Raw genomic sequence first — 26759 nt, forward strand, 5'->3', positions numbered from 1 at the left:
TCCCTGGTGGCTGTGCTAAGATGCGCGCCGAAAAAAATTTCTCGCCTGAGGTTGTTATGTCCGCGCGAATTTTAGCTCTTGATACTGCTACTGAAGCCTGTTCGGTAGCGCTGTTGCTGGACGGTGTCGTTGACGCCCATTTTGAACTTTGCGCACGCGAGCATACGCAGCGTATTCTGCCAATGGTAGAAGAGATGCTGACGCGCCATCAGATGACGCTGTCGCAGCTGGACGCGCTGGCATTCGGTCGTGGGCCGGGCAGTTTTACCGGCGTACGCATCGGCATCGGCATTGCGCAGGGACTGGCGTTTGGCGCAGGCCTGCCGCTGCTGGGTGTTTCCACGCTGATGACCATGGCGGAAGCTGCCTGGCAGCGTCATGGCGCTCGCCGCGTGCTGGCGGCGATTGATGCGCGCATGGGAGAAGTCTACTGGGCGGAATATCAGCGTGCTGATGATGGTCAGTGGCAGGGCGCAGCGAGTGAGGCGGTGCTGAAGCCGGAAGCGGCGCTGGCGCGGATGCAGCAGCTTTCTGGCGAATGGATGACGGTTGGCACCGGCTGGGCCGCCTGGCCACATCTGGTGACGGAAAGCCCACTGACGCTGCACGCCAGCGATATTACCCTGCCTGCGGCGGAGGCGATGTTGCCGTTGGCACAGCAGCTCTGGCAGCAGGGCGCTGCCTTACCGCCGGAGCAGGTGGAACCCGCCTATTTACGCAATGAAGTGGCATGGAAAAAACTACCGGGACGCGAATAGACTGGCGGCAACTTATTTATTACGCAATAGTCTAATCAGGCAGGTTTCTGGAGAAAGCTATGCGTAAATATCTTAATAACAAAACAGCTCTGCTGGTAGCTACGCTGCTGTTGGCCGGCTGCGTGACCGTCCCGGATACCGTTAAAGGTCGTTCGCCTGTGCCGCAGCAGGATTTGCTGCGGGTTATGAACGCCCCTCAGCTTTATGTCGGACAGGAGGCGCGCTTCGGCGGTAAGGTGGTAAAAGTCACTAACCTTAACGGCCGCACGCGACTGGAAATCGCCACTCAGCCGCTGGATGACACCGCGCGGCCCCGGTTGAATGCCGCCTCGGTTGGCCGTATCTGGGCCGATATCAACGGCTTTGTCGATCCAGTTGATGTAAATAACCAAATGGTAACGGTGGTCGGCACCATCAGGGGCAGTGAAAAAGGCGAGATCGGTAAGGCCAGCTACAACTTTGTGGTGGTCGATGTCGCTGGCTATCAACGCTGGCGTTTGCAGCAGCAGGTTGTTATGCCAATGCAGCCGATCGATCCCTGGATCTGGTATGGTCCGGGACGTCATCATGCTGGTTTCTGGGGGCCAGGCCCCTGGGGCAACTATTACAATTCCGGTCCGGTACAAGTGCAAACTATCCTGACGGAATAAACATCCTGGTAGTAATGATTAGCGGCCCGGTCGCCTATTATGTGACCGGGCCATTTTATTGTTAAAAAACAAAAAAATTTAGTGATGGGCTTCGCAGCCTGAACGGCAGGTGTTAGTCATACTGGTACAATGAGTTAAAATATTGTTAACAACAGCGGGCCGAGGCTGCGATGGCGAATAAATATGATTTCCGAGGTGAATCCTTGAATAAGGTCTGGCTGAACCGTTACCCCGCCGATGTACCGGCGGAGATCAATGCCGATCGTTATACGTCGCTTATCGATCTTTTTGAGCAGGCTTCCCAGCGTTACGCCGATCGTCCTGCTTTTATTAATATGGGTCAGGCGATGAGCTTCCGTAAGCTGGAGCAGCGTAGCCGGGCGTTTGCCGCCTATTTGCAGCAAACGCTGGGGCTAAGCAAAGGCGATAGGGTGGCCATTATGATGCCTAATCTGCTGCAATATCCGATTGCGCTGTTTGGCATACTGCGGGCCGGTATGGTAGTGGTGAATGTAAACCCGCTCTATACCCCGCGCGAGCTGGAACATCAGCTGAATGACAGCGGCGCGAAAGCGATCGTTATTGTTTCTAACTTTGCCCATACGCTGGAAAAAGTTGTGGCGAAAACCTCGGTCAGGCACGTTATTCTGACCCGTCTGGGCGATCAGCTTTCGCCCGCGAAAGCCACGCTGGTCAATTTTGTTGTGAAATATATCAAGCGGCTGGTACCGAAATATAACCTGCCGGATGCGGTTTCATTTCGCAGCGTACTGCAGCAGGGTGCACAGCTGGATTATTTCCGACCGGAACTACAGAATGACGATCTGGCTTTTTTGCAATATACCGGCGGCACCACCGGTGTTGCCAAAGGCGCCATGCTTACCCACCGCAATATGCAGGCTAATCTTGAGCAAACCAAAGCCACCTATGGCTCACTGCTGCGCGACGGCAAAGAGCTGGTGGTCACGGCGCTGCCGCTCTACCACATCTTTGCGCTGACCGTAAATTGCCTGTTATTTATTGAGCTCGGCGGGCAAAATTTGTTGATTACCAACCCGCGTGATATTCCCGGCTTTATAAAAGAGCTGAGCAAATATCCTTTTACCGCCATCACCGGGGTGAATACGTTATTTAACGCCCTGCTGAATGATAAAAATTTCCAGCAGCTCGATTTTTCCACGCTGCGTCTGTCGGCGGGCGGGGGGATGTCGGTACAGAAAGCGGTGGCGGAGCGCTGGGAGAAGCTGACCGGGCACTACCTGCTGGAAGGTTATGGGCTGACCGAATGCTCGCCGCTGGTTTCGGTTAACCCCTATGATATTACCTGTCATAACGGCAGCATCGGTCTGCCGGTGCCCTCTACCGAGATCAAGCTGGTGAATGACAACGGCGTGGAAGTGGGAACAGGAGAGCCGGGCGAGCTCTGTATCAAAGGGCCGCAGGTTATGACCGGCTACTGGCAGCGTCCGGATGCCACCGATGAAGTGCTAAAAGAGGGCTGGCTCTATAGCGGCGATATCGTTACCGTCGATGAAGAGGGCTTTTTGCGTATCGTGGATCGTAAAAAAGATATGATTCTGGTTTCCGGCTTCAATGTCTATCCGAACGAGATTGAAGATGTGGTCATGCAACATCCGAAAGTGCGCGAAGCGGCGGCCATTGGCGTACCAAGTGACCTTTCTGGCGAAGCGGTGAAAATCTGTATCGTGAAAAAGGATCCCTCTTTGACCAAAGATGAGCTGATTGCCCACTGTCGACGTCATCTCACCGGTTATAAGGTGCCGAAAATCGTTGAGTTTCGCGAAGAGCTACCTAAAACCAATGTGGGTAAAATTCTGCGACGCGCGTTGCGTGACGAGATAAATAAAGCGCCTGCCGCCTGATGCCGCGAGTATGTTAAGCTATGGATGTAAGCGCCGGTTAATCCGGCGTTTTCATTGTATTCATCAGCATTAGCAACGCAAACGTACCGCTGGCAAGAGAGCAAGCATTTGAATTACACCTATATCACCACCAATGAGGCGCTCCAGGCCTGCTGTGACGCTGCGCGTCAACACCGTGCTATTGCGCTCGATACCGAGTTTGTCCGCACCCGCACCTATTATCCGCAACCTGGCCTGCTGCAAATTTATGATGGCGAACAGATCACGCTGGTTGATCCTCTGACCATTACCCAGTGGCAGCCGCTGATCGATCTGCTAAGCGACGCCAGCATCACGAAATTCCTGCATGCCGGTAGTGAAGATCTTGAAGTGTTTCAGCACAGCTTTGGGGTCATGCCAACGCCGCTGATTGACACGCAAATCCTCGCTGCTTTTAGCGGGCGTCCGCTATCAATGGGCTTTGCCGCGATGGTCGAAAACTTTACCGGTGAAGTGCTGGATAAAAGTGAATCACGCACTGACTGGCTGGCGCGTCCGCTTTCTGCCCGTCAGTGTGAATATGCGGCCGCCGATGTGTTCTGGCTGTTGCCGATTGCCCACACGCTGATGGATGAAACCGCAGCGGCAGGGCAGCTGGATGCGGCGCGCAGCGAATGTCTGCTGCTTTGCCAGCGCCGTACTGAAACGCTGCAGCCGGAAGAGGCGTATCGGGAAATCAGTAACGCTTCGCTGCTGCGTCCGCGTCAGCTGGCGGCATTACAGCGCCTGGCGGCCTGGCGTCTGAAACTGGCGCGCGAAAAGGATATGGCGGTTAATTTTGTCGTACGCGAGGAAAATCTCTGGAAGGTAGCGCGCTATCTGCCGGGTTCGCTCGGCGAGCTGGATCACTTAGGACTGAGCGGTCACGAAATCCGTTTCCACGGCAAAACGTTGCTGGATATGGTTAATGAGGCCAACGCGCTGCCGGAAGAGAGCCTGCCGGAGATGCTGCTCAATATTAACGATCATCCGCACTATAAAAAAGCGTTTAAAGCGCTGAAAGCAGTGGTGCAGGAAGTCAGCGAGCGCAGCGGGCTGAGTACCGAACTGCTGGCGTCACGCCGTCAAATCAACCAGCTGCTGAGCTGGCACTGGCAAATCAAACCGCGAGAAACGCTGCCCGAGCTGGTAAGCGGATGGCGCGGCGAATTGATGGAACAGGAAATCAAACAGGTACTGGCGGACTATCCGCAGTAGCCTGCATAAACGTTCCCCTGCGTAAGGCAGGGGAAGGTCAGGAATGAAGACGAATCATTTCGCGGTTTCTTCCATTTCTGGCAGCGTCACGTTCAATTCCAGTATCGAAATATCATCACCGCGCTGATCCAGCTGTACAGTTACCATCTCCGGATCAATCTTCACATACTTGCAAATCACTTCCAGAATGTCGCGCTTCAGCTGGGGAAGATAATGGGGCTCACTATCGCCCCTCCTGCGTTCAGCTACGATAATCTGCAGCCTTTCCTTGGCTATGTTAGCAGTGTTCTTTTTACGGGATAAAAAGAAGTCAAGTAAGGCCATGGTTTATCCCCCGAACAGGCGTTTCAGGAATCCCTTCTTCTCTTCTTCAATGAAGCGGAAGGGGCGTTCTTCACCGAGTAACCGCTCAACGGTATCGGCATAGGCTTTGCCCGCATCGGATTCAGTATCCAGAATCACGGGTTCGCCCTGGTTGGAAGCGCGCAGTACCGACTGATCTTCCGGGATTACGCCAACCAGCGGAATACGCAGAATCTCCAGCACATCTTCCATACTCAACATATCGCCGCGGCTAACACGGCCTGGATTATAACGCGTCAGCAGCAGGTGCTCTTTTACCGGCTCCTGGCCGTTTTCAGCGCGGCGTGATTTGGAGGCGATAATGCCCAGAATACGATCGGAGTCACGCACCGAAGAGACTTCCGGGTTGGTGGTGATAATAGCTTCATCGGCAAAATAGAGCGCCATCAGCGCGCCGGTCTCAATACCTGCCGGCGAATCACACAGCACAAAGTCAAACTCCATCTTATCCAGTTCGTTCAGCACTTTTTCAACGCCTTCGCGCGTCAGTGCATCTTTATCTCGCGTTTGGGAAGCAGGCAGGATATAGAGGTTTTCTGTACGTTTGTCTTTAATCAGTGCCTGATTCAGCGTGGCATCGCCCTGGATAACATTGACGAAATCATAAACCACGCGCCTTTCACAGCCCATAATCAGATCGAGATTACGCAGACCGATATCAAAATCGATCACCACGGTTTTCTTCCCTTTCTGTGCCAGACCGGTAGCAATGGCCGCGCTTGACGTGGTCTTGCCAACGCCCCCTTTGCCGGATGTAACTACAATAATGCGTGCCATATATAAGAATTCCTTATAAATAAAAAGGGGCCTAATTCAATGTCTGTATTGTCAGCGCGCCATCTTTTAGGCTAAGGCGCGCTGCTTTTGCAAAATATTCCGCCGGGATTTGATCCATAATCCAGTACTCGCCCGCTATGGAAACCAGCTCCGCAGATAAACTGGTACAAAATATCTGGCATTCACGATCGCCACCGGCGCCCGCCAACGCGCGTCCGCGCATCATGCCATAAATATGAATATTGCCGTCGGCAACCAGTTCAGCACCGGCGCTTACGCTATTCGTCACGATCAGATCGGTATTACGCGCATAAATTTGTTGCCCGGAGCGAACCGGCGTGGTGACCACGCGCGTTTTAACCAGAGTGCTTTCCGGCGCCGCTACCGCAACCGATTCTACCGGTTCAGGATTTTTTTTCTGTTCTTTGCCTTCGGACAGGATGGGCAGGCCGGCGCGTGCGATCATGCGCTTAAGCGACTCATCTTTACAGCCGCTGACGCCTACAATGCGTAACCCCGTCGAAGCGATAGCCTGCTGCATCTGTTTCCAGTTAACGTCACCGTCCAGAGAGGCTACATTCAAAACCACGGGCGCATTTTTGAGAAAGGCAGGTGCCTGGTCAATTTTGTCCTGAAGCGCCTGACGAACCACATCGGGATGCGTGTGGTGTAAATGAACAACAGACAGAGTAAAACTACTGCCTTTAAACTCGATTGGCGTTTGCGACATCTGTCCTGGCTCAGTCCTGTTATGTCTAAACCCGACTAAATTATGCCTGATTTAGCCAGCGCGTAATCAAGGCGGGACATTATTCCTAACTACTGCAAGCATGTTATAGTTACTGTTATATTCAGGCAAGTCACCACCCCGCTTAATTCGAGTAAAAAATATGTTTTGTGTGATCTACAGAAGTCCCCAACGCGATCAGACTTATCTCTACGTTGAAAAAAAAGACGACTTTTCCCGCGTGCCCGAGGAGTTGCTGCGGGGTTTTGGCAAACCGCAGCTGGCAATGGTGTTACCCCTTGAACGCACTAAGAAACTGGCGAATGCGGATATTGAAAAAGTAAAGCTGGCACTGCGCGAGCAGGGTTATTATTTGCAGCTGCCGCCACCGGTAGAAGATCTGCTGAAAATACATTTAGGAAAAAACGATCCGGTTTAATTCAGATTCATCTGTAAATAATAAATTGGCGAATAATTCCCCAATTTATTTCCGGCGATTTTCAATTGATTAATAAGGAACTGATATGAAGCTAAATGCCCTGAGCGCAACGTTACTGACAATAATGTTAGCGGGATGCGCCAGTAAAAATAGCGTCTCTTCAGCGCCTGAAACCACGGGGGCTGTCGCGCCGACACCTGCCGCCAAAAGCGGCGGCTTTCTGACGCCGCCGACGGGTAAAATCACTCTGGCCCAGCAGGGGCGCGATCCTGCGGAGTTCCCCGCTTACGTTGAGCAGCTGAAAGCGCAGGCGCGTCAGCAGGGCATCAGTGAGCAAACCATAAATAGCGCTTTCGCTAACGTGCATTTTGTTGACCGGGTGATTAAATCTGACCGTAATCAACCCGAGCAGAAAATCACGCTGGATGATTATCTGGCGCGGGTCATTACCCCTAAAAAGATTGAGCAGGGCCGCAGCCTTTATCAGCAATATCAGAACGAGCTGACAAGCGTAAGCCAGCAATATGGCGTAGCACCGCAATATATTGTGGCGCTGTGGGGAATGGAGAGTAACTATGGGCGGCTTCAGGGCCGCGAAGATATTATCTCTGCGCTCGCCACGCTGGCTTTTGAAGGGCGGCGCGAAGCCTTCTTCACTAAGGAGTTGATCGCTGCGCTGAAGATGATCCAGCAGGGTCATATCAGCGCGCCGGAAATGAAAGGCTCCTGGGCGGGTGCGATGGGGCAGAATCAGTTTATGCCCAGCTCTTATCTGAACTATGGTGCGGACGGCAACGGCGATGGAAAAATTGATATCTGGCGTAACCAGCGCGATGTGTTTGCCTCCACGGCTAACTATCTGGCTAAAGAGGGCTGGAATTCTGGCGAAAGCTGGGGACGCGAAGTGATCCTGCCGGTGGATTTTGCCCCCCAACTGGCGGGTCTGAAGACACCACAGGCCAAAACGGTGGGTGAATGGGAAAAACTGGGCGTGCGGCTGAGCAGCAGCGATAACTTGCCGGATACCGGGCAGCGCGGCTGGATTATACTGCCGGACAACGTGGGCGGACGCGCCTTCCTGGTGTATGACAACTTCCGCACCATAATGCGCTGGAATCGCTCATATTATTTCGCTATCAGCATCGGCAAAATGGCGGATGCGGTAGCACAAGCACAGTAGGTTAGCGGCGCCGGCCTGGCGCTGTCACTCTCAGCAAGGGGAAAAGCATGTATCAACATCGTAACTGGCAGGGCGCGCTGTTAGATTTTCCAGTCAGCAAAGTGGTTTGTGTCGGCAGCAATTACGCTAAGCACATTAAAGAGATGGGCAGCGCGACGCCGCAGGAGCCGGTGATTTTTATCAAGCCTGAGACGGCGCTGTGCGATCTGCGACAGCCGCTCTCGATTCCACGCGACATGGGCGCGGTGCATCATGAGGTGGAAATGGCGATTCTGATCGGCTCCACCCTGAAACAGGCCAGCGAAGCGCATGTCGGTCAGGCTATCGCGGGCTACGGCGTCGCCCTTGATTTGACGCTGCGCGATATTCAGGCTGGCCTGAAAAAAACCGGGCAGCCGTGGGAAAAGGCCAAGGGATTCGATAATTCCTGTCCGCTTTCCGGCTTTATTCCTGTTAATCAATTCACCGGCGATCCGCAGCAGTGCGAACTTAAGCTGGTGGTTAATGGTGAAGTGCGCCAGCAGGGCAGCACCGCCGATATGATCACGCCCATCCTGCCGCTGATTGCCTATATGAGCAAATATTTTACCCTGCGCGCGGGCGATGTGATTTTGACCGGCACCCCGGAAGGCGTGGGTCCACTGCATGCAGGGGACCAGCTGGAAGTCTCGCTGGCAGGCCACGGCGTGAGCACGCGCGTGCTGTGATGCTTGCATCTGACCGCTGAACTGTTTATAAGGTGCGCTTTTGCTTAACCGGACATCACAATGACTGAGACCCCTTTCTGGCAGGAAAAGAGCCTGGAACAAATGACTGATGAGGAATGGGAATCCTTGTGCGATGGTTGTGGCCAGTGCTGCCTTAATAAATTGCAGGACGCCGATACGGATGAAATCTATTTCACCAACGTGGCCTGCAACCAGCTTAATATCAAAACCTGTCAGTGCCGTAACTATGAGCGTCGCTTCGAATATGAAGAAGACTGTATCAAGCTGACGCGTGATAATCTGCCTACCTTCTCCTGGTTGCCAGCCAGCTGCGCCTACCGTCTGCTGGCGGAAGGGAAAACGCTGCCGGTCTGGCACCCTTTACGCAGTGGCTCAAGTGCCGCAATGCATGCCGCACGGATTTCGGTGCGTCATATCGCGGTGCGTGAGAGCGAAGTCAGGGACTGGGAAGATCACATTATTAACCGGCCGGAATGGAAAGGCTGATCCAGCCGGTTAATGCTTAACGGGAAAAGAGATCGCGACGCCGGGGTTTGAACGGCTGCGCGATCAATACCAGCAGCGCTACCAGCAGATAAGCAGCGAAAATAATCATTAGCCACTGCGGCATACTCAGCGTAAGAAAAGACCAGACGCGTTCTGAGCAGTCGCCCGTGGCAACAAACACTGACGGCAGCCATTTATCCAGCGGTAGCCAGCCGGGAAAACGGGCGGCGAAATCACAGGTTGTAAATGGATTGGGATGCAGTTGCAGCATCGTATGCTGATAGGAGAGACGCAATCCCTCCCAGGCGCTGTAGAGCCAGATCAGCAGCGCCGCATAGCGCAGCGGCGTTTTTGGCGCGATCGCGCCAACCAGCCCGGCACCCATCACGCCAAACAGCGCGCAGCGCTCATAAATACACATTACGCAGGGTTTCAGCATCATAACGTGTTGAAACCACAGCGCGACCATTTCCAGCGCAAAAGCAGTCAGCGCCAGCAGCAGCCAGGCGCCACGTCCTTTTGAGCATTGGTTCAGGTATCGCAACATAAATCATTCCCTGTCATTAGCGTTGAACCGGCAGTGTAAAGCAAATACACATCGCTGCCAGCCAGGGCAGCGAAAAAACAGAATTAAAAATGACGTAAGATCATTTTGTTCCCGATTTTTACCGGGCGCTATAGCGCATGTGGCGGCAGCCAGCCATGCGCCATCATCCACAATGTCATCGGCTCCAGCGCATACATAATGCAGAACAGCCCCACCAGCGACAGCACAAAGGTATAGGGCAGCGCCATCCATACCATGCGTCCGTAAGAGAGGCGAATCAGCGGCGCCAGTGCGGAGGTCAGCATAAACAGAAACGCAGCCTGACCGTTAGGCGTGGCGACAGAGGGCAGATTGGTGCCGGTATTGGTTGCGACCGCCAGCAGTTCAAACTGCTGCAGGCTAATCTCGCCACGGGTAAGGGCGTTTTTCGCTTCGTTAATGTACACCGTGCCGACAAATACATTATCTGATATAGAGGACAGCACCCCATTAAAGACATAAAACCAGGTCAGTTGCATATTGGCTTCTGCCTGCAAAACAAAATGGATCAGCGGGCTAAAGAGATCCTGTTGCACAATAACTGCCACGATGGCGAAAAATACCGTCAGCAGCGCGGTAAAGGGCAGCGCTTCTGAAAACGCCCGACCAATAACGTGCTCATCGGTCACCCCACACAGCGAGGTGGCGAGAATGATCACCGACAAACCAATCAGGCCCACTTCTGCCAGGTGCAGCGCTAGCGCAACGATCAACCAAACGGCGATGGCACCCTGGATCCACAAATTAAGGCGATCCTGACGGGTACGCTTTTTCCGGGACTGAAGATCGTAATTCATCAGGATCTCGCGCACTTTTTCCGGTAGCGGTTCGCCATAGCCAAACAGGCGGAAGCGCTCCAGCAGCATGCAGGTGATCAGACCACAAATCAGTACTGGTACCGTCACCGGCGCCATGCGCAAAAAGAATTCAATAAAGTCCCAGTCGGCGGCTTTTGCAATAATCAGGTTCTGTGGCTCACCTACCATGGTCATGACGCCGCCTAAGGCGGTACCGACGCCAGCCTGCATCATCAGGCTGCGCAGAAACGAGCGGAACTTCTCCAGCGTTTCGCGACGCGCATTGTGATTGATATCCTCAGACTCGGCATGTTCATCACCTTCCGATAATACGCGGTGATAGATATCATAAAAGCCGGCGGCTACGCTCAGCACCACGGCGACAACCGTTAGCGCATCAAGAAACGCGGAAAGGAACGCGGCGGCCAGGCAAAATGCCAGGCCGAGTACCATCTTCGAGCGGATGGTCAGCAGCAGGCGGGTAAACACAAACAGCAAAAGCTGCCGCATAAAATGGATGCCGGCCACCATAAAGATCAGCAGCAGCAGCACCTCAAGGTTATTCGCCAGCTCCTCTTTTACCTGTTCCGCGCTGGCCATGCCGATGATAATCGCTTCCAGCGCCAGCAGGCCGCCGGGCAGCAGGGGATAGCATTTTAACGCCATCGCGAGGGTAAAAATAAACTCAGCCACCAGCAACCAGCCGGCAAGAAACGGGCTAACGAAGAAAAACAGCAGGGGATTCACAACCAAAAATCCCAGCAGCGTCAGCTTATACCAGTTGGGAGATTGCCCAAGAAAATTACGCGTAAAGGCGCGTCCGGTGGAAATATCCATATGTAACGTTATCCTCATACAGGATTAAGAAAATTTTCAGATTCAAAGGGTAAACGTCGCCAGCGAGCGAGGCAATGCGCATTCGATTAAAGCCACTCAATTCATCATTTTTTGCGCTGGATTCAGGTTTTAAACGAAGCGAGGCTAGGTGATGCCTGGGCCCTCTGGTATGATGAGTGGCATATTGCCTAATGAAAAAGCAACGAGAAATGCTATGGTTATAAAGGCGCAGAGCCCGGCCGGGTTCGCGGAAGAGTACATCATTGAAAGTATCTGGAACAGTCGCTTTCCCCCTGGATCTATCCTCCCTGCCGAACGCGAGCTTTCTGAGCTGATTGGCGTAACGCGTACCACGCTGCGAGAAGTGCTTCAGCGTCTGGCACGCGATGGCTGGCTGACCATTCAGCACGGCAAGCCGACGCGGGTCAATGATTTCTGGGAAACTTCCGGTCTGAATATTCTTGAAACGCTGGCGCGTCTCGATCACGACAGCGTACCGCAACTGATGGATAACGTGCTCTCCGTGCGCACTAACGTCTCCTCCATCTTTATCCGTCGCGCTATCCGTCACTTTCCCGAACAGGCGCGTGAGGTGCTGAAAGCGGCTGAAGGCGTCGAGGATCAGGCGGATGCCTATACCGAGCTGGATTATCGCATTTTTCGCGGGCTGGCTTTTGCCTCCGGCAACCCGATCTACGGCTTGATTCTTAACGGGCTGAAAGGGCTTTATACCCGCGTGGGGCGTCACTACTTTTCCAATCCCGAAGCGCGTACCTTAGCGCAGCGTTTTTATCAGCAGCTGCTCTCTTTTTGCGACGGCACCGAGCCGGAAAACATCGTTACCGCAGTACGTGAATATGGTCGTCGGAGTGGGGAAATCTGGCACAGCATGCAAAAATCGATGCCGGATGATGAGCTTCATCGCCGCTGAGTATGATTGACCCGTTTGAGTAATAACAGGGCCGGATTCGCCTCCGGCCCTGATGGTTTTATAAAGTGTTAGGACGCGGCGGGCAGCGATCCAGTATTTCAACGCTGCCATCTTCATTCTGCTGTTCCAGATGAACCTCAAATCCCCACAGACGATGCACATGCTTTAACACTTCGCGCCGGCTCTTATCCAGCGGAGAGCGCTGATGTGGCACATAGCGCAGCGTCAGAGAGCGATCGCCGCGTAAATCAACGTTATAAACCTGAATATTAGGTTCCAGGTTGCTCAGGTTATACTGCGCGGAAAGCTGCTGACGGATCGCGCGATAGCCCGCTTCATCATGAATTGCGGCAATTTCCAGATAATTGTTCCGATCGTCATCCAGTACGGTGAACAGACGGAAATCACGCATCACTTTCGGCGAGAGGAACTGACTGATAAAGCTTTCATCTTTAAATTCCCGCATGGCGAAATGCAGCGTTTCCAGCCAGTCCGAACCGGCCATATCCGGGAACCAGTAGCGATCCTCTTCAGTAGGCGACTGACAGATGCGTTTAATATCCTGGAACATAGCAAAGCCCAGCGCATAAGGGTTAATTCCGTTATACCAGGGGCTGTTATAGGCGGGCTGGAATACCACATTAGTATGGCTGTGGAGGAACTCCAGCATAAAGCGCTCTGTTACCTTACCCTCATCGTACAGATGATTCAGGATGGTATAGTGCCAGAAGGTCGCCCAGCCTTCGTTCATGACCTGCGTCTGTTTTTGCGGATAAAAATACTGACTTACCTTACGTACAATGCGTAGAATTTCACGCTGCCAGGGCTCCAGCAGCGGTGCATTTTTTTCCATAAAATAGAGCAGGTTTTCCTGCGGTTCAGAAGGGAAACGCACTTTCTCAGCATGCACTTCTTCTTTTTCGCGACGCGGCAGGGTACGCCACAGCGTATTGACCTGGCTTTGCAGGTACTCTTCGCGGCTTTTCTGCCGCGCTTTCTCTTCCTGTAATGAGATTTTTTGCGGACGCTTATAGCGATCGACACCGTAATTCATCAGCGCATGGCAGGAGTCGAGCAGACGTTCTACTTCCTCTACGCCATACCGCTCTTCGCACTCGGCGATGTAATTTTTCGCAAACAGCAGGTAATCAATGATTGAGCCGGCATCGGTCCAGCTGCGGAACAGGTAGTTATTTTTAAAGAATGAGTTATGACCATAGCAGGCGTGAGCGATAACCAGCGCCTGCATGGTGATGGTGTTCTCTTCCATCAGGTAGGCGATGCAGGGGTTAGAATTGATCACAATTTCATAAGCCAGTCCCTGCTGACCATGTTTATAGCGCTGCTCGGTTTCAATAAACTTTTTACCAAAAGACCAGTGCGCATAGTTGATGGGCATGCCGACGCTGGAGTAGGCATCCATCATCTGTTCAGAGGTAATGACTTCAATTTGATGCGGATAAGTATCCAGGCGGTACTGTTTCGCGACGCGATCGATTTCCGCCAGGTAGGTATCAAGTAGCTCAAAGGTCCAGTCGGGTCCGTCACTGAGTCGTTTGCTGTCCTTAACCGGATCGTCAAATAATGTCGCCATAGCGCACCCCTCGTTGGTGAATCCCATTGGGCAAAGCGTTGCCGCAAGGATTCCTGTTGTTTAAGGCTCATCCTGAATAAGAAGGCCCAAAGAACTGAGCGAACACTCTAATGATAGTTCACTGTTTTCCATCTGAAACCGGAATGCAACCTGAAACTGCAATACAAAATAAAGCGGCAATTAAAAACGAAATTTTAAATAACGAATAATGCGAATAAACGCCTGTTCATCAGTATAAAATCCTGTTTATTCTGTTTTTGTATGACCCATGCTAAATCTGCTGGCGTCAGGCTAATTTACCGGCTTAATCCTCACTTGCTGCTGCGATAACTTTAAAAATAATATTTTCCACTGAAATTTAGTCAGCATCTTGTTTTTACTCAGCGCTAAGGTAAAAAAGATGTGAAATATGTCACCGCTATGTTGATGGGAATGCGGCAAAATTATCATCCATAGAGTTGGCTAAGAATTAGTGGATTGTTCTATCGGGGGTGCTGGGGGAATTATGCGAGTTGTCATTCTGGGAAGTGGAGTTGTCGGCGTCGCCAGTGCCTGGTATCTGGCGCAGGCGGGTCATGACGTTACGGTTATCGATCGTCAGCCGGGTCCGGCGCAGGAGACCAGCGCCGCCAATGCCGGGCAGATTTCTCCTGGCTATGCGGGCCCCTGGGCTGCGCCGGGCGTACCGTTAAAAGCGATAAAATGGATGTTCCAGCGGCATGCTCCTCTGGCGATCCGTCTTGATGGCAGCCGCTTCCAGCTGCAATGGATGTGGCAGATGCTGCGTAACTGCGATATGCGCCACTATCAGGAGAATAAAAGCCGGATGGTGCGCATTGCGGAATACAGCCGTGACTGTATGAAAGCACTGCGGGAACATACCGGGATCAACTATGAAGGCCGTCAGGGCGGTACGCTGCAGCTATTTCGTACCGCACAACAGTATGAAAGCGCCAGTAAAGATATTGCCGTTCTGAAAGAGGCCGGCGTGCCTTATGAACTGCTGGAGGCGCACCAGCTGGCGCGTGTGGAACCGGCACTTGCCTCCACCCATCATAAACTGACCGGCGGGCTGCGCTTGCCCAATGATGAAACCGGCGACTGCCAGCTTTTTACCCAGCGGCTGGCGCAGATGGCGGCAGAGGCGGGCGTAACCTTTCGCTTTAATACGCCAGTGGATGGCCTGCTGCGTGAGGATAATCGCATTGTCGGCGTGAAATGCGGCGCAGAGATTATTACCGCAGACAGCTATGTTGTTGCCTTCGGATCCTGGTCCACCGCGCTGCTGGCGGATATCGTTTCTATTCCGGTTTATCCTTTAAAAGGCTATTCATTAACCATTCCAATTCGCGATGAGGCCGGAGCGCCAGTTTCCACCGTTCTGGACGAAACCTATAAAGTGGCTATTACCCGTTTTGACCAGCGCATTCGCGTTGGCGGAATGGCGGAAATTGTCGGCTTTAATACGCAGCTGCTGCCCGCACGGCGTGAGACGCTGGAAATGGTGGTACGTGACCTTTATCCCAACGGCGGCAACATTGAACAGGCCAGCTTCTGGACCGGTCTGCGTCCAATGACGCCGGACGGCACGCCGATTGTTGGGCCTACGCCGTTGAAAAATCTTTACCTTAATACCGGACACGGCACGCTCGGATGGACTATGGCATGCGGTTCAGGACAGCTGCTTTCTGATATTATTTCCGGAAAAAAACCGGCGATTGCTGCAGATGATCTTTCTGTAATGCGTTATCTGCCTGGTTATTCACCGGTAACGCCCCCGCAACTGCATAAAGCAAACGTTGCACGTTAACGAGTTACAAGGAGAGGTTATGTCACGTCCGATTGTCGCAACCATTCATAGCGCTGCGCTGCGACAAAATCTGGAGATCGTGCGCCGCGCTGCGCCGGGATCCCGTGTCTGGTCTGTGGTCAAAGCGAACGGCTATGGTCATGGCATCAGCCGCATCTGGCAGCACCTGAGCGATACGGATGGCTTTGCGCTGTTAAATCTGCAAGAGGCGATTCTGCTGCGCGAACAGGGCTGGAAAAAACCGATTCTGCTGCTGGAGGGCTTTTTCCATAGCGATGAGCTTGAATTGCTGGACCGCTATCGTTTGACGACCAGCGTTCACAGCAACTGGCAGATCCAGGCGCTGGCGAAAGCGCAGCTTAGCGCGCCGATCGACATTTATGTCAAAGTGAATAGCGGCATGAACCGGCTGGGCTTTATGCCTGAACAGGTGCATAAGGTATGGCAAAAACTGCGGGCGCTGGAGAATGTCGGAGAGATGACCCTGATGACCCATTTCGCCGAGGCGGAAAAAGAAGAGGGTATCCTTGAACCCATGAAGCAGGTTGAGCTGGCGGCGGAGGGGCTGAACTGCCCGCGTTCGCTGGCAAACTCAGCGGCGACGCTCTGGCATCCGGAAGCACATTTTGACTGGGTGCGGCCCGGGATTATTCTTTATGGCGCTTCACCAAGCGGTCAATGGCAGGATATTGCCGGAACAGGCCTCAAGCCCGCAATGTCACTAAAAAGCGAAATTATCGGCATCCAGCATCTGCGCCCCGGCGCTGGCGTAGGTTACGGCTATCGCTATCATGCAGTTGCGGAGCAGCGCATTGGGGTTGTGGCCTGCGGCTACGCGGATGGCTATCCTCGTCATGCGCCAAACGGTACGCCGGTAGTCATTGACGGCGTGCGCACCACCACCATCGGCGCGATATCGATGGATATGCTCACTGTGGACTTAACGCCTTGTCCGCAGGCTGGAATTGGCTCCAAAGTAGAGTTGTGGGGCGAACAGGTGAAAATCGACGAGGTGGCAAGCAGTGCCGGTACCGTTGGCTATGAGCTAATGTGCGCCGTCGCACCGCGGGTACCGGTTGAAGTCTTATAGTTTACAGCGCGGTCAGCGAGCCGCGCATTTTTTTACTGCAGCGCCATGCCAGAAACGTGAGCGCTGCGCCTACCAGCATCATCAGCGCCAGCGCATCTTTCTCCGTCAGCGGTAACGCCATCATCAGCAGTCCAGCCGAAGAACCGCCCGCCATCTGGATAAATCCTGCCAGCGCGGAAGCGACACCTGCCTGCTGCTGATAAGGCTCCAGCGCATAGCTGGTGGCCGGACCTACGGTAAAGGCCAGGCCCGCTACAGAGATGGCGACAGGTAGCATATAGAGCGCCCAGTGGGTTTGCATCGCGGCTGGAAACAGCTGCTCACCTGCAAACAACATCAGCGCGCCCAGCAGCATCGCCAGCGTTCCCAGCGCCAGACAAACCGGACGTCCAACTTTGCGGATCATTTTATTGACCAGTATGCTCACCAGCATAATCCAGAAGCCGTTTGCGCCGAAGGCGATAGAGAATTCAAGCGCGCTAAGACCGCCTACCGTCATCAGCACATGCGGTGCCAGCGAAACGTAAGTTAACACCATCCCCAGCGCGCCTGCGTTGGCAAAGGCAAAAGCGAGAAAGCGCGGCTGGCGCAAAATAGCGCCATATTGACGCAGCGGCAGACCTTTCACTTTACGCGTATCGGCAGGGCGCGTTTCTGGTAACAGAAACGCAATCAGCACGCCGATTGCCAGCGCATAGCAGACCAGGAACCAGAAAGGCGCTCGCCAGCCAAAGGCTTCGGCCAGAAAACCGCCCAGCATGGGGGCCAGCGCCGGCACGATATTAAGCGCGCCGTTAAGAAAGCCATAGGCGCGCGCCGCTTCATCACCCGACAACCGATCGCGTACGCCGCTAAAAGCAACCACGGCGGTACAACAAACGGCGCAGCCCTGAATCAGACGCGCCAGCAGAAACATAGGCCAGTTTACTGCGCAGGCCGCGAGCGCGCTGCCGCAGATATAGAGCAGCAGACCTATCATGGCGACAGGCTTACGGCCAAAGTTATCTACCAGCGGTCCGGCGATAATTTGCCCCAGCCCCATAACCAGCAGAAAAATGGGGATAGTGGTTTGCACCGTTGAGACCGGTGTTGACAAACCCAGAGCGATATCCGGTAGCGTAGGCAAATAGAGATCGATGCCAAGGGGCGCTAACAGCACCAGGCTAAGCAACAACAAGGTAAATTTTTGCATCAGGGAAGTTATTATCCGATATTTTTGAGCTGCACAGCGTAGAGAGATGTGACGAAAAAGAAAAGGGAAAAGTAACGAAATCAGGAGCAGCCGGGCTGCTGCTCCTCTAACTTATCAGGCAGGTTTTTTTAAAACCCAGCGATCCTGCTGTTTATCATAGTGACCGATCTCCAGATCCACCGGCTGTCCGTCAATCCACGCGGGAACGCTGGTTTCTTCATCCCAGCCGTCAAGCTGGTAGCTGAGACCGGGATTGGTTTGACAGGGGATACTGATGGTATCAGCCAGTTCAGCATCCATATCTGCATCAATAATCTCGTAGCGACCAATTTTGACTACATGACCCATGGGTTATTTCCCTCCAGGAAAGACGTGAACTATAAGCTTAGTCGCTCTGGCGGGAAATTCGAGGCCGTCAGGTCAGGATTATTCCTTCTCTTCCGGCACCCGCACGCCGATTTTGATCACCTGGTTATCCTCTTTTTCCGCCACGGTCCAGATCAGATGATTCCATTCCACCTGATCGCCCACCACCGGTGCGCCGCCGAGCATGCCCAGAATCAGCTGCCCCAGCGATTGCTGATCGTTGGTCTCTTCATTCAGATCCAGACCATAGATTTGCGCCACGTCGCGCAGTCTTGCATCCGCATCCAGAATAAAGTCGCCGAAAAAGCGCTGGTCAAGCGCTACCGGAGGAGACTGACTGAACAGCCTGCCGAGTGCGGGCAGGTCGCGCTCACGACCAATCACACAGAGCACATCGCCTTCCCGCAGGCGGGTATTGCCGGTGGGATGCATCAGCACATTATGACGGAACAGGGCGGCGATACGCGTTTCACGCGGCATTTGCAGATCGCGCAGCGCTGCGCCGACGCACCATTTATCAGCGCTTAACTGATAAACAAACTGCTCCCAGGGGTTTTCCGGATGGATATCAAGCCCAACGCGACTAATCGGCGAAGCGGTAGGCGGCACGATAACTTTCGCTTTACGCGCGGCAAAACCCAGTGAAGTGCCCTGTAGCATCAGCGATACCAGCACCACGAAAAAAGCGATATTGAAGAATAGCGAGGCGTTTTCCAGCCCAGCCATCATCGGGAACACCGCCAGAATAATGGGTACTGCGCCGCGTAAACCGACCCAGCTGATAAAAACGCGTTCGCGCAGGGTAAAACTGCGGAAGGGCAGCAGGCCAATAAAAACAGAAACCGGGCGGGCAAACAGAATCAGCCAGAGCGAAAGGATCATCGCCGGTACGGCGATATGCCAGAGATCGGAAGGCGTCACCAGCAGGCCCAGCACCAAAAACATGCCGATTTGGCTCAGCCAGGCCATCCCGTCAAAGGTTTGCAAAATGCCGTGCCGGTTGCGGATGGGACGATTCCCTAGCAGGAAGCCGCAGAGATAGACCGCCAGAATGCCGCTGCCTTCCAGCACCGTAGTCAGCGCGAAAACCAAAATCCCGCCGCTGACGGCCAGCAGCGGATAAAGCCCATTGGCTAAAGAGATACGATTAATCAACTGTTGTATCGCCCAGCCGCCGCCCAGCCCCAACACAATGCCTAAACCAAACTGCTGGATTAATTGAACCACAAACATCCAGCTTAAACCGCTTTCTCCCTGCTGAATCATCTCAATCAGGGTAATGGTAAGGAACACTGCCATGGGATCGTTGCTGCCGGATTCAATTTCCAGCGTAGAGCTGACGCGCTCGTTCAACCCCTTATCCCCCAACAGCGAGAACACCGCTGCGGCATCCGTAGAGCCGATAATCGCGCCAATCAAAAAGCCCTGCATCATATCCAGCCGGAACAGCCAGGCGGCAGCGAGCCCGGTAAGGCCGGCGGTGATCATCACACCTACCGTAGCCAGCGACAGCGCCGGGCCTAATGCGACGCGCAGCGAAGTGGCGCGGGTGCGCATGCCGCCATCCAACAGGATCACCGCCAGCGCCAGGTTAGAAACCATATACGCGAGCGGATAATTATCAAACGCGAAACCCCCGATACCGTCCTCGCCGGTCAGCATACCCAGCGCCAGAAAGATCACCAGGATAGGGATCCCTAAACGGGAAGAGAAGGCGCTGAGTAGGATGCTTGATGCTACCAGCACGGAACCAATAATGAAAAGACTGTAAATTGTGCTGGCATCCAAGGCATTTTCTCCTCGTAAAACAGATGGCAAAAGCGATTTTAAACGTGGTTACACTATAACCGTTTTCAAAAGATAATGCTTTATCAATAGCTTGTCACAGCACGCAGGATAAAAAATGGGTACTTTTCGCAGCATGGCACAAAGTAAAATTGCTTAAAAAAAATACTGGATATTAAACCAGTAATACGTATACTATTTGTACTCCCTAACGGGCTGATGCTACTTGCAAGCCAATGGTGAAGCTATGATGATTTCTACTGAGAGCCTGAACGCTCTTCATCAATCCGTCACAATGAGTAGCCGTGAAATCGCCGAGATGACCGGTAATACCCATGGTGAAGTGAAACGTCTGATTAAAAGTCTGGAAACGGCCCAGCGTCTGTCACAGCCGTTAATCGCATGGGATTACGAAGCTGACGGCACGACACGCCAGGAATATCGTCTTAACAAGCGTGACTCGGTGCTGGCCGTGGCGCGTTTATCGCCAGCCTTTACTGCTGAAGCGCTTGATCGCTGGCAGGAGCGGGAAAAAATGGCGCATCTGCCCGATTTTACTAATCCAGCGGAAGCGGCGCGCGCCTGGGCCGAACAGTTTGAACAGCGTCAGAAAGCAGAGCAGCAGCTGGCGCTTTTCGCCCCCAAGGCTGAATTCTTTGATCGTTATGTCACGGTTGAAGAGGAGTCGCTTGGTTTCCGTCAGCTGTGCAAAATGCTGAAGGTTAAAGAGCCTGACTTTCGCCAGTTCCTGCTGGAGCGTCATATTATGTACCGCATGAACGGCACGCTTACGCCGCATCAGCAGCATATCAACGCAGGGCGCTTTACTCTGCGTTCCGGAGTAGGCGAAAACCAGCATGCGTTTTCGCAGGCGCGCTTCACGGCTAAGGGCGTGAAGTGGGTTGCCAGCCTGTGGGCAGGGCATATTGCATCGCAGCCGAAAGGCGCTGCGGCCTGATAACAAGCCGGGAAGGAGAACGTCGATGAATGGATGCGATGCAAGTTAAAAGCCGGTCATGGACCGGCTTTTTTGTTTCTCAAATCCGCCTGGCTCGCCTCATGGGTAACATCGCCTGCGCTATACCGGTTCGGAGTTTTTCATCCTTCGCGCGGCTTCGCGCTGTTTTACTACCGCCTGTTACTACCTTTTCGCTTAAAGCTGAGATTTAATCAGCGTCGATGCGCAACTGGTGTTTTACTGAAATAAACTTATATCAAAAGTAGATCACAGTTTTAATAATAATAATTTAAATATTGAATCATTCTGTTAGTTTTTACGGGTTTTCTGCTTTATTTTTTATTGCTGACTAAAGGTACTCTCCCTTGAGAAGAGGGACGGGAACTTTATCAACACAAATCCGTTAACTTTATAGATTGAGTGTGTAGTCTTAATCAGAAAATGATATTAGTTCGCAGAAAGCCTTCTGCTATTCAAACTCATAAAGGAAGCACTTTGGCTGGTAAACTTACAGGCGTCGCTTGCATAGCTTTTACTGGAGTGGCAGCTTTTTCCAACCTCTGTCTGGCGGATGAGTTGGATCTCTATTCCCTTCATACCGCTTCATTTGCATACCATCTTTATTCTCCGACCAAAGATTATAACCAGTACTTCAAAAATAATTTGATTGCTGTGGAAAGGCGGGTTAACGAGAACTCAGATTACAGTCTGTATGCGGGTACCATGATTAACAGTGAAGGGAATCGATGCGCGCTACTGGGTTTTGAGAAGGATTGGGGAACCTACAACAACCTGACCATTGAGGGCATTTACCTCTATGCCGGTGAGTTTTGGTTTAAGTCGTTTTCAAACTGTGGCGATAAGGGTATGTACCAGGATATAAAGAAGATGACTGGCGTTGGCTTCGCTCCTTATATTTATCATGGCGTTAAGTATGAAATGAACCCTCATGTTAATTTCAGATCGGGCGTTCTGCTGCCGGGAATTTTGGTTCTTAGTCTGCAGTTAAAATTCTGACGGGCTGGACAACGAGCGCATGATGGCGATAAAAAAGCAGCCTTCAGCGGCTGCTTTCAAGGCACCAGCTTATACAGACTAGCTCATCTCGCTTGCCTGTTTATGAAACAGCTCGCGGAATACCGGATAGATATCCTCTGGTTCACGAATATGCTGAATCGCAAAGTTATCAAACGCGGCCTGAAGATGCTCATATTCACGCCACAGCGTTTGATGAGCACGGCGGGTAATCTCGATATAACTGTAATAACGCACCACCGGCAAAATGTTCTTTGCCAGTATCTCATGGCACAGCGGTGAATCGTCAGCCCAGTTATCGCCATCGGAAGCCTGCGCGGCGTAGATATTCCATTGCGTGGGATCGTAGCGATCTTTCACCACCTCATCCATCAGCTTTAAGGCGCTGGAAACAATAGTGCCGCCGGTTTCCTGCGAGTAGAAAAACTCCTGTTCATCCACTTCCTTAGCCTGAGTATGATGGCGAATATAAACCACTTCCACGTTTTTATAGGTACGGCTCAGGAACAGATAGAGCAAAATATAGAAGCGTTTTGCCATATCTTTTGTTGCCTGATCCATTGAGCCTGATACGTCCATCAAACAAAACATTACTGCCTGACTGGACGGCTCCGGTCGTTTTTCAAAGTTTTTGTAACGCAGGTCAAAAGTATCGATAAAGGGAACGCGCTCGATGCGTGCCCGCAGTTCAGCAATCTCTTTACGCAGCCGCTCTTCTTCCAGAAGCTGCACCGGCTCGGTTTTTTCCACAGTCTGCAGCGCATCCTCCAGCTCATGCAGCATACGGCGTTTACCTGCCGTCATCGCGGTACGCCGCGCCAGTGAATTCTGCAGCGAGCGTACCACGCTGATATTGGCGGGCACGCCGTTAGAGGTAAAGCCGGCGCGATGCGTCTTATATTCATTCATCTGCCGCTGCTGCGTTTTACGCAGGTTGGGCAGAGCCAGATCTTCAAACAGCAGATCGAGATATTCATCCTTGGAAATTTGGAAAACAAACTCATCCTGACCTTCACCATCCTGGCTGGCGTTGCCCTGGCCGCTTCCGCCGCCGCCGCCGCCCTGAGGACGTTCTACACGGTCATTCTGTACAAAATGATCGTTGCCGGGATGAACGCGATGTCGGGTGCCGCCGCGTCCCTGATGGAAAACAGGTTCATGAATGTCATCTACCGGTATAGAAACAGATTCACCACTCTCAACGTCGGTAACCGAACGTTTATTGATGGCCTCGGAGATCGACTGTTTAATTTGCGACTTGTAGCGGCGTAAAAAACGCTGGCGATTTACCGCGCTTTTATTTTTGCCGTTCAGCCGCCGATCGATAAAATAGGCCATAGCTCCCCCAAACCACGTTGCAAGCAAGGTCGGACATAATGTCCGACCTCTTTACTGTCGCTTCCGTTACGTTTATAGGCTGGTACGCCTCACTTACGATGATTTGCGTACGCGCAGGTACCATTCGCACAGCAGACGAACCTGCTTGCGGGTGTAGCCTTTTTCCATCATACGGTCGACAAAATCATCATGCTTTTTCTGCTCATCGGTTGACGTTTTTGCGTTAAAGGAGATAACCGGCAGCAGCTCCTCGGTATTAGAGAACATTTTTTTCTCAATAACCGTGCGAAGCTTCTCATAGCTGGTCCAGTTTGGATTACGTCCGCTGTTCTGTGCGCGGGCGCGCAGGACAAAATTGACGATTTCATTACGGAAATCTTTGGGATTGCTGATGCCAGCTGGTTTTTCAATTTTCTCCAGCTCAGCATTCAACGCCTCGCGATCGAAAAGCTGACCAGTATCGGGATCGCGATACTCCTGATCCTGAATCCAGAAATCCGCATAGGTCACGTAGCGATCAAAAATATTCTGACCATATTCTGAATAGGATTCCAGATAGGCGGTCTGGATCTCTTTGCCAATGAATTCGGCATATTTAGGGATCAGATAACCTTTCAGAAACTCCAGATATTTCTCGGCAAGTTCCTGTGGGAACTGCTCGCGTTCAATCTGCTGCTCCAGAACGTAGAACAGATGGACCGGGTTTGCCGCCACTTCCGTATGATCGAAGTTAAATACCCGCGACAGAATTTTAAATGCGAAACGTGTGGAGAGCCCGTTCATGCCTTCATCCACACCAGCATAATCGCGATACTCTTGGTACGATTTGGCTTTCGGATCGGTATCCTTCAGGCTCTCCCCGTCATAAACCCGCATTTTTGAATAGATGCTGGAATTTTCCGGCTCCTTCAGGCGGGAAAGGATCGAGAAGCGGGCCAGTGTTTCTAGCGTACCGGGCGCGCAAGGTGAATGGGTCAACTCACTGTGATTAAGCAGTTTTTCATAAATCTTGATCTCTTCCGAGACGCGCAGGCAATAAGGCACCTTAACGATGTAAACACGGTCAAGAAACGCCTCATTGTTTTTGTTGTTACGGAACTGCACCCACTCAGATTCGTTGGAGTGCGCCAGAATAATCCCGTTAAACGGCAGGGCGGAAATCCCTTCCGTACCGTTGTAGTTACCTTCCTGCGTTGCGGTCAGCAGCGGATGCAGCACCTTAATCGGCGCTTTAAACATCTCTACAAACTCCATGATGCCCTGGTTGGCGCGGCACAACGCCCCTGAATAGCCGTAGGCATCAGGGTCGTTTTGCGCATGGTTTTCCAGCTTACGGATATCCACCTTACCGACCAGCGCGGAAATATCCTGGTTGTTCTCATCGCCCGGCTCGGTTTTTGCGATAGCCAGCTGCTCCAGAATCGACGGCCAGACTTTAACCACTTTAAAACGGGTGATGTCACCGCCGAACTCATGCAGCCGTTTTGCCGCCCACGGCGACATAATGGTGCCCAGATAACGACGCGGCACGCCATACTCTTTTTCAAGAATATTGGCATCTTCCTGTGGATTAAACAGGCAGAGCGGATGGTCATTGACCGGACTGCGTTCGCCGTCGGCGCTCAAAACATAAATAGGTACGCGCTGCATCAGCGATTTTAAGCGTTCGGCGAGTGAGGATTTACCCCCACCAACCGGGCCCAACAGATAGAGGATCTGTTTTTTCTCTTCCAGGCCCTGAGCCGCATGTTTCAGGTAAGAGACGATTTGTTCAATCGCTTCTTCCATCCCATAGAACTCTTCAAAAGCCGGATAACGTGCAATCACACGATTTGAGAACAGTCGGGAAAGGCGAGGCTCCTGGGCAGTATCGACCATGACTGGCTCACCAATAGCCATCAAGAGTCTTTCTGCCGCGTTGGCGTATGCACTGCGATCCTGCTTACAGGTAGCAAGAAATTCCTGCAGTGTGAACTCTTCGTCCTTGGCAGCTTCATAACGCTGACGATAGTGATCGAATATATTCATAGCGATGCCCGTCCTTTCGTTTTTAGCACAGGTAATGGAAGCGTTATAAAAGGTGTATCAGCTTCCGGAAGATATTCTCTTGGGAGTACAGCAACCCTTATGCCAACCTGACGTATTTTTATCGGGGTACACAGATTTGATGGTTACTCTGCTCGAACGAATCACATAGGTTACTTTTAACTGTAGATGGCATTTCAGGAATTTTCTTTAATGCTATTGAATTGCACCAGGAAAGTGTGACCGGTAATAAGCATTGCCCTTGCGGGGCGCGGCCTGTGACGGCTTTGTAAATAAGCGGAAAAAGGCTCAGCAAACTGAACCCTTCTTTCCTTCGAATATGACAAAATGTATTAAGATTTAAGCCTGTCACGTAATGACGTTAAACTGCCTCTCTAATTGTTCTATTTATGGAAGAAACATATTGTGAACCGATTCAAAATTAGCGCGCTTGCTTTGCTGCTGCCTCTTTGTGGTGTCACCCAGGCGGAACAGACGTCTCCGCTCACGCTGGGTGCGTCAGTGGCGTATGTGCAGAGTCCCTATAAAGGGGGACAGGATCGCTATTTACCGCTTCCGGTGATCAACTATGAAAGCGACAGCTTCTGGCTGCGCACGCTGCAGGGTGGTTATTATCTGTGGAAAGATCAACAGGATCAGCTTTCTGTTACCCTGGCAGGCTCGGCGCAGCGCTACGATCCGGATGATAACGATCTGGGCGCGATGAAAGGGCTTGATGAACGTCACATGACGCTGATGGGCGGCCTGGAATACCGTCATATTGCTGAGTGGGGGATTGTGCGGACCAATCTGCTTGGCGATGTACTGGGCAAAAGCGACGGTATTGTCTGGGATCTGACCTACCTTTATCGCTTTGAGTTCGGTGACTTCAGCGTGGCGCCTGGCATCGGCGCAACCTGGACCAGCGCCAATCAGAATCGTTATTATTATGGCGTGTCCAGCCACGAGTCAGCGCGCACCGGCATTCGTCGCTATCAGCCGGATGACAGCTGGAGTCCTTACCTTGAGCTAAGCGCTAACTATCGCCTGACCGAGCGCTGGAATACCAGCGTCTATGCACGCTATACGCGTCTGGCTGATGAGATTAAAGATAGCCCGATGGTCGACACAGATTCTCAACTCACCACCTGGGCTGGAATTAGCTATAGCTTCTGATTAAGCAGGCTA

The 26759-nt window shown here is 52.4% G+C and carries 25 protein-coding genes; 14 read left to right on the forward strand and 11 right to left on the reverse strand.

Annotated features, from left to right (window positions below; translation table 11 throughout):
- Positions 1-56: 56 nt before the first annotated feature.
- The 4 genes from tsaB to rnd all read left to right on the forward strand — a co-directional run bounded on the left by tsaB (position 57) and on the right by rnd (position 4527).
- Entirely contained in the window at positions 57-758 is a 702-nt protein-coding gene (tsaB, locus tag ACQE32_RS04115) for a tRNA (adenosine(37)-N6)-threonylcarbamoyltransferase complex dimerization subunit type 1 TsaB (RefSeq protein ID WP_426972380.1), read from the forward strand.
- 59 nt (positions 759-817) lie between these two features.
- Complete coding sequence (locus ACQE32_RS04120; protein WP_426972382.1) at positions 818-1408, forward strand: Slp family lipoprotein; 591 nt, start codon at positions 818-820, stop codon at positions 1406-1408.
- A 203-nt stretch (positions 1409-1611) separates the two neighbouring features.
- Positions 1612-3291 carry a long-chain-fatty-acid--CoA ligase FadD gene (gene fadD, locus ACQE32_RS04125; protein WP_427021387.1) on the forward strand — a complete coding sequence of 560 codons (1680 nt, stop codon included), beginning with the start codon at positions 1612-1614 and terminating at the stop codon, positions 3289-3291.
- A 108-nt stretch (positions 3292-3399) separates the two neighbouring features.
- Positions 3400-4527: a ribonuclease D gene (rnd, locus tag ACQE32_RS04130; RefSeq protein WP_427021388.1), complete on the forward strand. Its 1128-nt coding sequence runs from the start codon at positions 3400-3402 to the stop codon at positions 4525-4527.
- A 54-nt stretch (positions 4528-4581) separates the two neighbouring features.
- Here the strand turns inward: rnd and minE are convergent, their stop codons facing one another.
- From minE to minC, 3 genes are read right to left on the reverse strand one after another with little or no spacing between them, the layout of a single operon-like run.
- Positions 4582-4851 (reverse strand): cell division topological specificity factor MinE, encoded by a 270-nt coding sequence (gene minE / locus ACQE32_RS04135; RefSeq protein ID WP_085071522.1) that lies wholly within the window; start codon positions 4849-4851, stop codon positions 4582-4584.
- Positions 4852-4854: 3 nt separating this feature from the next.
- Positions 4855-5667 (reverse strand): septum site-determining protein MinD, encoded by an 813-nt coding sequence (gene minD / locus ACQE32_RS04140; protein ID WP_085071523.1) that lies wholly within the window; start codon positions 5665-5667, stop codon positions 4855-4857.
- Positions 5668-5698: 31 nt separating this feature from the next.
- A complete protein-coding gene (gene minC, locus ACQE32_RS04145) occupies positions 5699-6397 on the reverse strand; it encodes a septum site-determining protein MinC (protein ID WP_250650098.1) in 699 nt (232 codons plus the stop codon).
- A 160-nt stretch (positions 6398-6557) separates the two neighbouring features.
- Here minC and ACQE32_RS04150 point away from each other — a divergent pair, with 160 nt between their 5' ends.
- The 4 genes from ACQE32_RS04150 (at position 6558) to ACQE32_RS04165 (ending at position 9227) form a co-directional block, all read left to right on the forward strand.
- Entirely contained in the window at positions 6558-6833 is a 276-nt protein-coding gene (locus tag ACQE32_RS04150) for a YcgL domain-containing protein (protein ID WP_250650097.1), read from the forward strand.
- Between the two features lie 85 nt (positions 6834-6918).
- Positions 6919-8013: a lytic murein transglycosylase gene (locus ACQE32_RS04155; RefSeq protein WP_427021389.1), complete on the forward strand. Its 1095-nt coding sequence runs from the start codon at positions 6919-6921 to the stop codon at positions 8011-8013.
- Between the two features lie 47 nt (positions 8014-8060).
- The gene (locus ACQE32_RS04160; protein WP_426972388.1) at positions 8061-8720 is read left to right on the forward strand and encodes a fumarylacetoacetate hydrolase family protein; all 660 of its coding nucleotides are present in this window, start codon (positions 8061-8063) and stop codon (positions 8718-8720) included.
- 60 nt (positions 8721-8780) lie between these two features.
- On the forward strand, positions 8781-9227 hold the full coding sequence (locus tag ACQE32_RS04165; RefSeq protein WP_085071528.1) for a YcgN family cysteine cluster protein: 447 nt from the start codon (positions 8781-8783) through the stop codon (positions 9225-9227).
- A 16-nt stretch (positions 9228-9243) separates the two neighbouring features.
- Here the strand turns inward: ACQE32_RS04165 and dsbB are convergent, their stop codons facing one another.
- Positions 9244-9774, reverse strand: coding sequence for a disulfide bond formation protein DsbB (gene dsbB, locus ACQE32_RS04170; RefSeq protein ID WP_085071529.1), 531 nt, complete (start codon positions 9772-9774; stop codon positions 9244-9246).
- A gap of 128 nt (positions 9775-9902) precedes the next feature.
- Positions 9903-11447, reverse strand: coding sequence for a sodium/proton antiporter NhaB (gene nhaB, locus ACQE32_RS04175; protein ID WP_426981772.1), 1545 nt, complete (start codon positions 11445-11447; stop codon positions 9903-9905).
- A gap of 214 nt (positions 11448-11661) precedes the next feature.
- On the opposite strand from nhaB, the gene fadR reads away from it, so the two are divergent.
- Positions 11662-12378 carry a fatty acid metabolism transcriptional regulator FadR gene (gene fadR / locus ACQE32_RS04180; protein ID WP_085071531.1) on the forward strand — a complete coding sequence of 239 codons (717 nt, stop codon included), beginning with the start codon at positions 11662-11664 and terminating at the stop codon, positions 12376-12378.
- 58 nt (positions 12379-12436) lie between these two features.
- Here fadR and ACQE32_RS04185 read toward each other — a convergent pair whose 3' ends face one another.
- Positions 12437-13972, reverse strand: a complete 1536-nt coding sequence (locus ACQE32_RS04185; RefSeq protein WP_426972390.1) for a SpoVR family protein — start codon at positions 13970-13972, stop codon at positions 12437-12439.
- Between the two features lie 505 nt (positions 13973-14477).
- Between ACQE32_RS04185 and ACQE32_RS04190 the strand changes: the two genes are divergently transcribed.
- A complete protein-coding gene (locus tag ACQE32_RS04190) occupies positions 14478-15782 on the forward strand; it encodes a D-amino acid dehydrogenase (RefSeq protein ID WP_427021390.1) in 1305 nt (434 codons plus the stop codon).
- 19 nt (positions 15783-15801) lie between these two features.
- On the forward strand, positions 15802-16872 hold the full coding sequence (gene dadX, locus ACQE32_RS04195) for a catabolic alanine racemase DadX (RefSeq protein WP_426972393.1): 1071 nt from the start codon (positions 15802-15804) through the stop codon (positions 16870-16872).
- Between the two features lies 1 nt (position 16873).
- Here the strand turns inward: dadX and ACQE32_RS04200 are convergent, their stop codons facing one another.
- The 3 genes from ACQE32_RS04200 to ACQE32_RS04210 form a co-directional block, all read right to left on the reverse strand.
- Positions 16874-18064 carry a multidrug effflux MFS transporter gene (locus ACQE32_RS04200; RefSeq protein WP_426972394.1) on the reverse strand — a complete coding sequence of 397 codons (1191 nt, stop codon included), beginning with the start codon at positions 18062-18064 and terminating at the stop codon, positions 16874-16876.
- A gap of 114 nt (positions 18065-18178) precedes the next feature.
- On the reverse strand, positions 18179-18412 hold the full coding sequence (locus tag ACQE32_RS04205) for a DUF1480 family protein (protein ID WP_085071537.1): 234 nt from the start codon (positions 18410-18412) through the stop codon (positions 18179-18181).
- Positions 18413-18490: 78 nt separating this feature from the next.
- Positions 18491-20218: a potassium/proton antiporter gene (locus ACQE32_RS04210; protein WP_426972395.1), complete on the reverse strand. Its 1728-nt coding sequence runs from the start codon at positions 20216-20218 to the stop codon at positions 18491-18493.
- 244 nt (positions 20219-20462) lie between these two features.
- On the opposite strand from ACQE32_RS04210, the gene ACQE32_RS04215 reads away from it, so the two are divergent.
- Positions 20463-21173, forward strand: coding sequence for a phage antirepressor KilAC domain-containing protein (locus ACQE32_RS04215; RefSeq protein ID WP_250650089.1), 711 nt, complete (start codon positions 20463-20465; stop codon positions 21171-21173).
- Positions 21174-21668: 495 nt separating this feature from the next.
- Positions 21669-22190, forward strand: coding sequence for a hypothetical protein (locus ACQE32_RS04220; RefSeq protein ID WP_426981771.1), 522 nt, complete (start codon positions 21669-21671; stop codon positions 22188-22190).
- Positions 22191-22268: 78 nt separating this feature from the next.
- Here ACQE32_RS04220 and ACQE32_RS04225 read toward each other — a convergent pair whose 3' ends face one another.
- The gene (locus ACQE32_RS04225) at positions 22269-23546 is read right to left on the reverse strand and encodes a YeaH/YhbH family protein (RefSeq protein WP_426972398.1); all 1278 of its coding nucleotides are present in this window, start codon (positions 23544-23546) and stop codon (positions 22269-22271) included.
- Between the two features lie 93 nt (positions 23547-23639).
- A complete protein-coding gene (yeaG, locus tag ACQE32_RS04230) occupies positions 23640-25574 on the reverse strand; it encodes a protein kinase YeaG (RefSeq protein ID WP_085071542.1) in 1935 nt (644 codons plus the stop codon).
- A 423-nt stretch (positions 25575-25997) separates the two neighbouring features.
- On the opposite strand from yeaG, the gene ACQE32_RS04235 reads away from it, so the two are divergent.
- Positions 25998-26747, forward strand: coding sequence for a MipA/OmpV family protein (locus ACQE32_RS04235; RefSeq protein WP_426972400.1), 750 nt, complete (start codon positions 25998-26000; stop codon positions 26745-26747).
- Positions 26748-26759: the final 12 nt, after the last annotated feature.

The organism is Pantoea sp. FN0302 (assembly GCF_050113775.1).
Classification (GTDB): Bacteria; Pseudomonadota; Gammaproteobacteria; order Enterobacterales; family Enterobacteriaceae; genus Mixta; species Mixta alhagi.

Coding starts and splice junctions, on each gene's coding strand:
- tsaB (WP_426972380.1), top strand. CDS start 57: ATGTCCGCGCGAATTTTAGCTCTTGATACTGCTACTGAAGCCTGTTCG.
- ACQE32_RS04120 (WP_426972382.1), top strand. CDS start 818: ATGCGTAAATATCTTAATAACAAAACAGCTCTGCTGGTAGCTACGCTG.
- minE (WP_085071522.1), bottom strand. CDS start 4,851: ATGGCCTTACTTGACTTCTTTTTATCCCGTAAAAAGAACACTGCTAAC.
- minD (WP_085071523.1), bottom strand. CDS start 5,667: ATGGCACGCATTATTGTAGTTACATCCGGCAAAGGGGGCGTTGGCAAG.
- minC (WP_250650098.1), bottom strand. CDS start 6,397: ATGTCGCAAACGCCAATCGAGTTTAAAGGCAGTAGTTTTACTCTGTCT.
- ACQE32_RS04150 (WP_250650097.1), top strand. CDS start 6,558: ATGTTTTGTGTGATCTACAGAAGTCCCCAACGCGATCAGACTTATCTC.
- ACQE32_RS04155 (WP_427021389.1), top strand. CDS start 6,919: ATGAAGCTAAATGCCCTGAGCGCAACGTTACTGACAATAATGTTAGCG.
- ACQE32_RS04160 (WP_426972388.1), top strand. CDS start 8,061: ATGTATCAACATCGTAACTGGCAGGGCGCGCTGTTAGATTTTCCAGTC.
- ACQE32_RS04165 (WP_085071528.1), top strand. CDS start 8,781: ATGACTGAGACCCCTTTCTGGCAGGAAAAGAGCCTGGAACAAATGACT.
- dsbB (WP_085071529.1), bottom strand. CDS start 9,774: ATGTTGCGATACCTGAACCAATGCTCAAAAGGACGTGGCGCCTGGCTG.
- nhaB (WP_426981772.1), bottom strand. CDS start 11,447: ATGGATATTTCCACCGGACGCGCCTTTACGCGTAATTTTCTTGGGCAA.
- fadR (WP_085071531.1), top strand. CDS start 11,662: ATGGTTATAAAGGCGCAGAGCCCGGCCGGGTTCGCGGAAGAGTACATC.
- ACQE32_RS04185 (WP_426972390.1), bottom strand. CDS start 13,972: ATGGCGACATTATTTGACGATCCGGTTAAGGACAGCAAACGACTCAGT.
- ACQE32_RS04190 (WP_427021390.1), top strand. CDS start 14,478: ATGCGAGTTGTCATTCTGGGAAGTGGAGTTGTCGGCGTCGCCAGTGCC.
- dadX (WP_426972393.1), top strand. CDS start 15,802: ATGTCACGTCCGATTGTCGCAACCATTCATAGCGCTGCGCTGCGACAA.
- ACQE32_RS04200 (WP_426972394.1), bottom strand. CDS start 18,064: ATGCAAAAATTTACCTTGTTGTTGCTTAGCCTGGTGCTGTTAGCGCCC.
- ACQE32_RS04205 (WP_085071537.1), bottom strand. CDS start 18,412: ATGGGTCATGTAGTCAAAATTGGTCGCTACGAGATTATTGATGCAGAT.
- ACQE32_RS04215 (WP_250650089.1), top strand. CDS start 20,463: ATGATGATTTCTACTGAGAGCCTGAACGCTCTTCATCAATCCGTCACA.
- ACQE32_RS04225 (WP_426972398.1), bottom strand. CDS start 23,546: ATGGCCTATTTTATCGATCGGCGGCTGAACGGCAAAAATAAAAGCGCG.
- yeaG (WP_085071542.1), bottom strand. CDS start 25,574: ATGAATATATTCGATCACTATCGTCAGCGTTATGAAGCTGCCAAGGAC.